Origin of the sequence: Ornithinimicrobium sp. CNJ-824, assembly GCF_001942405.1 — a bacterium.
Classification (GTDB): domain Bacteria; phylum Actinomycetota; class Actinomycetes; order Actinomycetales; family Dermatophilaceae; genus Ornithinicoccus; species Ornithinicoccus kibberensis.
On record NZ_MKKA01000029.1, the window covers coordinates 1 to 9759 of the forward strand.

Here is a 9759-nt window from a genome sequence, read left to right on the forward strand (position 1 = left end):
CAGACCCTCCATATCAGCCTCGTTGGTGAAGCGAAGGAGCCCAAGGCGATGTGCAGTTCGACGCAACGGCGCCGAACCAGCAAAGCCCGCACAGCGGCAGGAGCGGATGGCCAATCAGACGACAGCGGCGGCTTTGCTTTTGCGTACCTCCTGAGCAGGAAGGAAATCTGTAGGGGGTGAGACATGTCGGATCCGACGTTGCGCGCGCCAACAGGGAAGCCCGGTCAGACCCCCACAGTTGGGATGAACTCAAGCCCAGGGCGTGATGGACATGCAGTAAGGGGCTGCTCTGTGTTTCTTACCCGCATCTTGCTTACACCGATGGCACAATCGTTCATCAGGGCTGGCGGGGTCACGTTCACTACCCCGACGGCAACGTGCCAAACGCGGCCGAACGATCGGGCTCACGGACCTCGCTGTCGGTGGGTGCCAGGAAGGGTGGAGGGGAACATGGTGGGACCCAAGGACTCACCGGTGTGGGATATCGCGCCACACACCAGCGCCAAGCACCAGATCATGCGCAAGTATCTTGGGGGTTGGTTCCCCAAGCTGGGTATGGGGACGTACAGCAGCGGGCGCGTCATCTTTCTGGACGGGTTCGCTGGCCCTGGTGTCTACAGCGACGGAACCGAGGGATCGCCAACGATCGCCCTTCGGGAGCTGATGAACCACCCGAGCAAGCATGCAATCACGCGCAAGTCTGAAGTCGTCTTTATTTTCAACGAGAAAGACAAGAAGAGGTACAGGATCCTTGAGGAGCAACTTGTCAACCTTGAGGCAGAATACGGCGGCTGGGGGAATAACGTAAGAGTCCATGCTGTCGACGCGAGTTTCGATGAGTTGGTCGATGAACTCCTCGACGGTATCGAAGGAACGGGCAAAAAGTTGGCGCCCACCTTCGCTTTCGTGGACCCCTTCGGCTATAAAGACGTCTCCATTGAGAAACTGGCACGACTGCTGCGCTATGAGAAGTGCGAGCTATTTATCTACTTTGATTTCAATAGCGTCCAGCGTTTCGCTACAGCTGGCAACGTAGACGAAGCGTTCAATCGACTGTATGGAACTGGCGAGTTTAAGCAGGCTCCAGCTACGGGTGATCCCGATCGCCCTAGGTTTTTGCTTGAGCTGTACGAGCGCCAGCTGCGTGACGTAGTTGGTTTTCCATACGTTCAGGCGTTCCGCATGGTGAACATGCAGGGGAAGACGAACAACTACATGATCTTCTGCAGCCGGCACCTTGATGGCTTAGACCTCATGAAAAAGGCCATGTGGAGCGTGTCCCCTACGGGGGATTTCAAGTTCGAGGACAGGATGGCCGGGCAAGACATCCTCGTGGGGTTGGACCAGCCAGACTTGGAACCCCTTGCGGCTCGCCTGCTGGCACACTTCGCAGGCCGCACTGTTCCGTTCGCGGAGGTCGACCGCTTCGTCTTAACCGAAACCCCATACCACCGTGGACACCTCAAACAAAAGACGCTTGGACCAATGAGGAAGGCAAAACAACTCTCCACCGACAGTCCCAGTAGGGGCTTTCCAGAGACCTGCCGAATCACTTTCGTTGAGAGTTAGTTCGCGAGCGCACGTGTCGTCTCTGGCAGCTCATCCCAAGTCCGCCCCTCCAGGGTGCGGCCATGACGTTTAGGCGTGGCGCCCCCCCACTGCTTAAAGAAGAAGGGGACCCCAGCGTTCACGCATGCGTCCCTGATGCTGCGTGCCCAGTCAACCTGCATCGGTCGGTATCTTGGTCCCGACTCCCCGCCAGCAATGACCCAACCTATACCCTCCAGATTGATCCCCTTGAGATCGCCAAGCAACGGCTCGCACGATAAGAAGCGCACGGCAGCTGGCACCTCCCGAAGTGCATCAACGCGCTGGAAGTACTCAGCCGTCTCCACCGACACGCCCAACCAGAGGTTGCTTGGCCAGTCGAGTTGATCTGCCAAGCGGCGGGCGCGCGTCGCTCTTTTTGTGAGAACCTGATACGTGTGCTGTGGAGTCTCTCGTATTACGTCCAGCACGTCCTTGACGTACGAAACTGGGACTTTTGCGTGGAACAAGTCGCTCATCGAGTTCACGAAGACAAGGCGGGGAGCGCGCCATTTTCTCGGTTGCCCTAGGGTCTGAGGGTGTAATGTCACGCCGAAGCCTGGCCCTGACGTGCGAGGATCGCCGTCGTGCTGATACTTGTCCACCCCCATGGCCTTGAGTCGCTTCGCAAGCGTTAGGGCATAACAGTTGTCACAGCCGGGGGAGATCCGGTCGCAGCCCGTTACTGGGTTCCAGGTCGCTTCTGTCCACTCAATTGCTGACCGGTCCGCCATGACCGCAGCGTACCCCTGGGAGCCGGCCAATCGTACTGTTGTGCGAACGGCGTGTCTCCTGGGGACCCGCCCCTTGCGACCGGTCCTCGCGATGAGGGTCGTACAGTCGGTCATGCCCCATCCGCTCATCGGCGCGAGAGTGCTGTCACGACCATCAGCACCACGTGACCGTCCCAGCCCCCGCTCGGAGGTCATCGGCTGAGGCTTCCGACAAGTTAGCGAGACCGCCGGCGTCTCATCAACATGTCGGTCCGCAGGTCACGCACCTGCTCCCCCGACAGATCGGCCGAGAACCTACAGGCAGACCCCCAGGGCCCACCGTCGAGCAGCTCTTCCAACTTGCCGTTTCGCGGCGGGTGACTTGCCCGTGGCTGCCCTTTGGAGGCGCCCTTTCACTCGACTGAACTACGTTCGAGGTCATGTCGAGACGTGACGGTATGAGGCTGAAATGGTCGCTTCGCACATGTGCGCGGTGCGGAGGGGAGCGCGTCGCGAAGCGCCCCTGTCCGGAGTGCGGGACACCGGCGGCCCCGCACGAGATCCAGCCCGACCTTGATCGGAGGACGAAGGTCGTCAGTGAGTTCCGCGCCGGCCGCCGAGAGGTTTCCTCGACCTCCTTCCCGCACGACCTCGTGACTGCAGTCGACACCGCGACCGACGCCGTGCTCAGTGCGCTGGCCGACGCGGCCCGGTGGGACAGGCACGCGGACGGCCTCATCCATGCCTTCGAGCTGCTGGACCAGCTCGTCGCCGACACGTCCCGACTTCGACCGCGCCCTCACCGCAACCGGGGTAGGCGGGAGCACCAGGCGGTCCTCCGACTCAGGATGGGTTTCGAGCAGTTCCTTGACGCCCTCACGTCCGCCACCCCGCTTGACGCTCAGCGACAAGAGGCAGTGGGGCAGCGCCACCTCGACTCAGCAAGTGAGGTCCTCGCGGAAGTGAACCGGCACGACGACCTCAGCGAACAGCTGCAGGAGCGCCCGCTCATGGAAGTGTTAGGTGCCGATCACGGCGTGGCGGCCGGCGAATCCTTCACGGACATGATCGCCGGGCTCGGCCCCAAGCTCGGCTTAACCGGTGACGACATCAGCTTGCAGATCGCAATCGATGCAGTTGATGTCGCCACAGCCGCCCTCGACCGGGTGAGAGTCCTCGAGGTTTCCGACTACGTTGCCGGGCTGCTCAAGGACCACAGCGAGGTGCTCGAGGACCACGACTGGCGGACGGAACTGCTGGCTGCGATCCTCACAGTCGATAGTCGAGCCAATACCTTCGTGCAGGTAACGGATTCCGACGAGCACGATCTGATCGTTGTCCAGAAGGCACTCGATCTGATGGTCACAGTGAGGGAGCGAGGGCTTCGGGCGGGCGTGGCCGCCCTTCTGGTAGCCGGTGGCCACGCGTCGTTCGAGGAACTCTCGGTCCAGTCGGTCGGGCCCATGCTCAAGGCCGGCGAGAGGCACCTCCCTGGCCTCCGCCTCGACCAACTCAGCCGCGCAGTCCGAGACGCCGGTGCTCACCAGGACTTTCAGATGGACAGGGAGGCTGTGCTGCTTGATCGCGGCAGGTCCAGATTCACCGTCGAGGAGTTCATCGACCAGGTTCTCGCCGGCCTGGAGCTGCACCAGGGCATCATGCGAGGAATCTACGTAGCCATGACCGAGTCGGGTGTCGGGCTCCCAAGTCCGGCCGAGCTGAGTTCCAGGGAGCGCCTAGACGTCGTCAGGTACATGCTCGCGGCCGCCGGCGTGCGCGACGTGGACATGAGCTACGACGGACCGACCGTCAAGATCACCGGACGGGGAGACAGCCTTCCCTGGGCCAGCGTGGTGGCAGGAATCGCCGACATCCTTCCTAAGGACGTCGAGATGGTCGCACTGGAGCTGACCGGGGACCGCCAGACACTCCACGGCACAGCACAACTGCACGCCTACCGCCAGCTTCAGCCAGGCGACGACCCGACTCGGAGTGACACCGAATTGCTCCGGTTCCTGAGGGCCACCTCAGTAACCAGGTTCGCGGGGCAGAACCCACTGGAAACACAAATCTGGACCAACATCGCGACCCACATGTCCAACGAGCGTGCCGGCGACTCACTCGCGGACAGGGTGCGACGCGTGATCAGCATCCGAGACGTCGCCAGAGATGCGGCAGTCGACACAGCTGCGATCGAGACGCTGCTCGCCGGGCTGCGCTCACTCGGTGCGCCGCCAACGGCCGGAGCGCGTGCCCGTCTCGCGTTCGCGCCACTCCCCAAGGGCACTCCCCCGCACAATTGACCAATCCTCCGCCGCGCCAACCGCTCGGCAACCCGGAACGCAGTCATCTCCCAACGATGGGGCACACGTAATAACGCAAGGCTGGCCGGGCGCGCCTGGGCCTTGGCCCCGGCCAGCTCGGCATGAGGATTCGGACAAGTTAGTGAGACGGACGCCGTCCCAAAATCTTGCCGAGACGCAGGTCAGGGGCGTGCGCCGCTGACAGATCGAGCGAGAACCTACAAGCGCCACTGGCGCCCGAGGAACGCGAAACCGTGTCCCAGCTCGAGCAGGAAGTCCTGCAGGCGGGCCATGAGCGCGGCTTCGAGGTCGCGTTCGGCAACAGGCTCGGTGACGTCGAGGAAGTCGAGGATGTAGGGGTCGCGGGTGAGCTGCTGGGCCAGCTCGGAGTCCGGAGAGCGCAGCTGGGCGTGGAAGTTGGACGGGACAGCCCCGGCGCGTTCGTGCAGCCGACTCATGATCTGGTTGGTCAGGACGTTGCGTGACCACCCGTGCTCGACGTCCTGAACGGCGTACCAGTCACGCAGTGGGCGATCGTCGAGCTTGTCGATGAGGACCTGGATGTGGGTCCAGGGCTGTTGTGCAGCAGGCTGCTGCACAGGACGCACGGTGGGTGCCCTGCCCCGGCCCATAGGAACACGAGGCGTACGCGCTGTCGGAAAGCAGGTCCCGAGATGAAGTCTGCACTGGTTCCGGTCGCGTTCCTGTGGGATTGGCAGAGCTTGTCGTACGCCTCCAACCACTGGTCAAACGCACGCACGCGCTTCCCCCCGACAACACGTACCGCGTCGACCTTGCGCGGGTCGAGGGACTGCGCACATACATGCCCGAACGTGTCCCGCCGCCCCAGGACGTAGGCGATCCGGGTACGCAAAGGGTGAGCGCACCCCGGGTCATCTGCGCGGTGAGGACCTGGCCGGGAGGACTACGTCGTGCACAACACGGCCAAGTACGGCTACGTCAGTGCCCGGCCTGTCGCGTGCGTGTCCGGTTGCCGTGCCTGCCTGCGCCTCCTTACCGGCCTATCATCTGGTGATGCTGGAACCAGGCGCAGGACCGGGCTCGGACGTCGCCGACTGGCTGGCGGCGCACGTGGACCATATGCGAGGGCACGACGGTCACTCGCGATGGTGCATGGCTTACTGGTCCGAGATGGTGACCCGCCCCGAAGCGGTCCACCTCGCCGAGGGCAGCGACCTGGCGCAGCATCGACGGTTCACCGGTCGCGAGTCCGAACACCTGGAGGTTCCCCGTCTGGCGTGGCGCTCCCTGGCCGCTGCGGGCGAGCTCATGGGTTACGCGGCGTTCTGGTCCCACGCAACGCGTGGTGGTGTGCTCGGGTCGCCGAGAAGACTCTCGCCCGGACCATGACGCTCGGCAGCGCCCGTGCCTTGTATTTGCTGACCCCGGACGATCCGGTGGAACGGCAGACCCGCGCCGCCCGCATAGCCAACAAGGAAGCGGCTGACGCTGCCCGCCTGCTCGATAACGTCGGCGCGGCCAAGGACGGCATGTACGGCGAGCTCGCCCGGCAGACGGCCACCCTACGCACAGGCGCGGAAACCCTGCTGGTCGCGGCTGGGCAGAGCAGACGCAGCATGATCAACGAGACCGATCTGCTCAGGGCCGTCGCTCCTGTCCTTGCGGACGGCCTCGAAAACCCGCTCGCGACCGTGATGATCCACTGGAACCAGACCTCCGGGGCGGCCCACGCACGCAGCTGGACGTGGAACGTGTGGGAACAGCTACACCCCGCAGACACGGCGGCCAGGATCTGGTCGATACCTACGGCCTTGGCAGAGAAAGCATGGGAGCTGTGGAACCAGCGACGGGGAAGTGACGCCCCGCCGGCCCTACCACCCGATGGGTGGGTCCCTGACTTCAACGCGAAGACACCCCCCGACGATGACTCCGACGAGGCTATCCAGCGACCCCCGTGGTTCTGACCTGACAAACCCCCATGGGTCGGGGTTTCGGTCCGACCGGGACCGCGAGACCACCGCTGACCGACCGGGGGGTACCCATGTGCAGGCGGGTCGACCCGCTGGTCCGGCCAGCGGCCCAGGAGCGAGGGGCCGAAGAGAACTGTCGCTCAGCTGTCGTCGTCGTTGGACGCCGGTTCCGGCTCGTCGCTGAACCAGAGCTCGCCGCGCTTGAACATCGGCATAACGATCCGCTGGTCGAACACCCGAAGGCTGACGTCCGACAACGCTTCGCGCAGGTACGGAACCAACGTCATCACGGCGACATGGTTGGCAAACTCCATGGTGACCGGTTTGGCGAGCAGGTCGGCCTTCTCGATCGGGACGTGATACTCCGCGCGCGCGACCACGCTCATCACCCCCACCTCAGAGGAGATGTCCACACGAATGTTGAAAGCCACGTGGAGACGGTCCTCCTGCCGCCTGTCGTCAGGATCTTCGACGTCAACCCGCAAACCGAAGCGGGGCTCCTCGAACGGGTCAGACACGGGCTCGGCCCGTGCCGTCAGCTCGACGTAGCGGACATCGTCCTGGACGATGACCGACACCAACTCACGAAGGAGCTCTGACGGTTCAGAGGTCACGTGTAGACCGTGTCTTTCACCGCTCGACCCCAGGAGACGTCCGCACTGTCAACCGTCCGCGGAGTCGTCCACGACCGCGAACCTTCGGGCTGCGCCACGTGGACCGGTTCCAGGTCGGAGATCACCTCTGTCCGCAACCGTGCCCCCACAGCCAGGGCGTAGCGCCGGACGGAAAGGAGGGTGGGGTTCGCCTCCGCACGCTCCAGCTGCGAGACGGCTGGCTGCGAGACGCCCATGCGCTTGGCGACGTCATCCTGGGTCAGCCCGTGCCTCTCCCGGAGCTCGACCAGTCCCTCCATCAGCTCGGTGTGCCAGTCCGCGAGGGCTTCAGCGCGCGCCCGGACCTGCTCCCTGCTCTCTGTCATAACAAGTATCTTATAACTAACTGTCAAGGGCTCTGGTCCGACAGCTCCGGGACGCCCCACCGCTGCGGCGCTCGTGCCTGCGCGTGGTCCACAGCCCGCCCGATGTGGACGTTCTGCGCCTCCGTCGTCTCCTTCGGGTCGTCGCAGTACGCCTTCTCGTGGGCGTACAGACCGACGATCCACGGCTCCCCCTCCTCGACGTAGTACAGGCGCACGGCCACCTCTTCTGGGTCCCCAAGCATCCCGGACACACGATCCACAGGCACCACCTCGACGTGCTGCCACCGCATCTCGAACATGTCGATCCTCGGTTCGTACTGCACCGTCTTCACGTGGTCGCCTGGCACCAGCTTCCCCTTCTGTGCCAGCTTCAGCACCCGCCGGAACTCGGCACGGTTCGTCTCGTCCCGGTACGGGTTCTCGTGGCGGTGAGGACCCGAGATCGCCTTCATCAACTCGTCCAGCGTCGCGTCGAGATGCCTCCGGTCCACCGTCTCCCGCCAGTAGTAGCGCACTGGCCCCTTCGCCGAACACACGCTCTTCTTCACCCCTGACACCGGGACATCGTACTGAGGCAACACGCAGAGACGACCCGGTGCCGGAACCGACGACCATCTGGACGAGTCGTGCACTTCAGGGAGGCAAGAGCGCAAGGTCCTGGGGCCGGCGAGGACGCGGTGTGACGCACCTCATACCCTTTCGGGCGAGGGTCGGACATCACCCCGCACAGTAGGTGACTCATGATGCACTTCAGGATCTTCGCGTCCGGAGCGGTGGCCACCTACCTGGCGGTGATAGCGGACACCAGGCTCGCTCACCCCTCGACATCGTCGCAGCCCTCATGGGCGGTCGCCGTCCTCGTCCTCTACCTGATGGCCAGCGGCGGCGCCCTTGCGGTTCTCAGCAGGACGGAGGGCAGCCCCCCGGTGGGGGCACTCCCCCCTGCGCCTGTGACTGCCGCACCCCTTTCTGATCGGGGCGTCCCGGTCGCTTCACTGACTGCCCTTCTCCGCCCGCTGGTCCTCGCCGTGGCGGCAACCGCCTGTCAGCGGCGCTTGAAGACTAGGCAGTAACGGCGCTCGAAAAGTGGACACCCCAACCACGATTGGAGAGTGATCACTATGGAGGACTGGTGCCCGCGACACCGGTGGCCAGCAGAATCGATCCGGTCACAACGCTGGACACACGATCGGGCCAGGGGAGAATCGTCGGCTGGCCGAACATGCCCACGACGAAGGGCTCCATAACTGCGGCCACCGGGACAACCAGCCGGGCAGTCACGCCCAGGAGGCTGGGCTGTCGCGCGGCTGCACCGATCAGGCCCAGGGGTCCACCGGCGACGAGCGCGGCGAGGAACCAGTAGGAGTTGCTGGCCCAGACGTCTGTCGAGAAAACCCCAAGGAACCGTCCAAGCCCGTAGTGGACCAGCAGGGCGAAAGTACACGCAGTGATACCAGCGACAAACGCCTGAGGAGCGCGTCGCACCAACCACCCGGACAAGATGCCAAGCCCCGCCCAGATCGTTCCACTGTTGACCAGCTTGCTGATCGTGAAGCGGACGGCCAGGACGATGTCGTCCTGGCCCGAGAGCTGAGCTGCGGTGGTGAGATTGCTGATGAGGGATAGCACTGCCAGCCCCGTCGCCGCGGCGAAGACCCAGAACCATCTGCGGTGAGGCATGCCGCTTAGACTAAGGCGATGACATCGCCACGGCGCGCGCCACCGGGAGCCGAGAAGCCTGCGCCACGCTCGGCGGCAGATCCGGTAATCGCGAAGCGGGCGGGCAAGACCGGTCCGACTGGCCTTTGTCCCCTGGTCCGCGATCTGGGGGTCGCTGGTTGGTCCTGGTTCAGAGCATGGAGCCTAGGTCTGATCCGACGGTGGGGTAGGCGGCGGTCATCGACTTCAGCTGGCGGGTGGTGAGTCCCAGCTTCATGGCGAGGGCCAGGGTGTTGACGAGTTCGGCGTACTCGGGGCCGAGCAGGTGGGCTCCCACGATGGTGTCGTTGGAGCGGTCGATCAGGATCTTGGCCGCGGCGGTCGTCTCCCCGATCCGGTAGTTGGAGTACCAGCTGCTGGTGTCGGAGTAGCGGACGTCGATTTTAATGCCCCGCTCGAGGGCCTCTTCCTCGAGCAGGCCGACCCGGGTGAGTTCGGGGATCGTGAACACCGCGGTGGGCACGCCGGTGTAGTCCGGGGCGGTCGTGGTGCCCTTGAGCATGTTC

General features: G+C 64.1%; 10 protein-coding genes and 1 pseudogene. 4 read left to right on the plus strand and 7 right to left on the minus strand.

Annotated elements, in window-relative coordinates; genetic code table 11:
* Together BJF81_RS19655 and BJF81_RS10470 are read left to right on the plus strand one after the other, a co-directional pair.
* The coding region (locus tag BJF81_RS19655; protein WP_237770182.1) for a hypothetical protein at positions 1 to 180 on the plus strand (180 nt) is incomplete at its 5' end.
* 270 nt (positions 181 to 450) lie between these two features.
* Positions 451 to 1569 (plus strand): three-Cys-motif partner protein TcmP, encoded by a 1119-nt coding sequence (locus BJF81_RS10470; RefSeq protein WP_075958303.1) that lies wholly within the window; start codon positions 451 to 453, stop codon positions 1567 to 1569.
* On the opposite strand, the gene BJF81_RS10475 is transcribed toward BJF81_RS10470, so the two are convergent.
* Positions 1566 to 2516, minus strand: a complete 951-nt coding sequence (locus BJF81_RS10475; protein ID WP_342447129.1) for a DUF5131 family protein — start codon at positions 2514 to 2516, stop codon at positions 1566 to 1568. The two genes, BJF81_RS10470 and BJF81_RS10475, sit on opposite strands and share 4 nt — an antisense overlap.
* Before the next feature lie 224 nt (positions 2517 to 2740).
* Here BJF81_RS10475 and BJF81_RS10480 point away from each other — a divergent pair, with 224 nt between their 5' ends.
* Positions 2741 to 4603 carry a hypothetical protein gene (locus BJF81_RS10480; RefSeq protein WP_143780797.1) on the plus strand — a complete coding sequence of 621 codons (1863 nt, stop codon included), beginning with the start codon at positions 2741 to 2743 and terminating at the stop codon, positions 4601 to 4603.
* Between the two features lie 218 nt (positions 4604 to 4821).
* Here BJF81_RS10480 and BJF81_RS10485 read toward each other — a convergent pair whose 3' ends face one another.
* The gene (locus BJF81_RS10485) at positions 4822 to 5202 is read right to left on the minus strand and encodes a PDDEXK nuclease domain-containing protein (RefSeq protein ID WP_075958295.1); all 381 of its coding nucleotides are present in this window, start codon (positions 5200 to 5202) and stop codon (positions 4822 to 4824) included.
* Positions 5203 to 5970: 768 nt separating this feature from the next.
* Here BJF81_RS10485 and BJF81_RS10490 point away from each other — a divergent pair.
* Positions 5971 to 6549 (plus strand): hypothetical protein, encoded by a 579-nt coding sequence (locus BJF81_RS10490; RefSeq protein ID WP_075958296.1) that lies wholly within the window; start codon positions 5971 to 5973, stop codon positions 6547 to 6549.
* A 146-nt stretch (positions 6550 to 6695) separates the two neighbouring features.
* Here the strand turns inward: BJF81_RS10490 and BJF81_RS10495 are convergent, their stop codons facing one another.
* The 5 genes and pseudogenes from BJF81_RS10495 to BJF81_RS10520 form a co-directional block, all read right to left on the minus strand.
* A complete protein-coding gene (locus BJF81_RS10495) occupies positions 6696 to 7169 on the minus strand; it encodes a hypothetical protein (RefSeq protein WP_075958297.1) in 474 nt (157 codons plus the stop codon).
* Complete coding sequence (locus tag BJF81_RS10500; protein ID WP_075958298.1) at positions 7166 to 7534, minus strand: helix-turn-helix transcriptional regulator; 369 nt, start codon at positions 7532 to 7534, stop codon at positions 7166 to 7168. The genes BJF81_RS10495 and BJF81_RS10500 overlap by 4 nt, the downstream gene beginning before the upstream one ends.
* 23 nt (positions 7535 to 7557) lie before the next feature.
* On the minus strand, positions 7558 to 8082 hold the full coding sequence (locus BJF81_RS10505) for a hypothetical protein (protein WP_143780798.1): 525 nt from the start codon (positions 8080 to 8082) through the stop codon (positions 7558 to 7560).
* A 571-nt stretch (positions 8083 to 8653) separates the two neighbouring features.
* Positions 8654 to 9214: a hypothetical protein gene (locus tag BJF81_RS10515; RefSeq protein WP_075958301.1), complete on the minus strand. Its 561-nt coding sequence runs from the start codon at positions 9212 to 9214 to the stop codon at positions 8654 to 8656.
* A 169-nt stretch (positions 9215 to 9383) separates the two neighbouring features.
* Positions 9384 to 9759: pseudogene (locus BJF81_RS10520) on the minus strand (dihydrolipoyl dehydrogenase family protein); the annotation flags it as partial.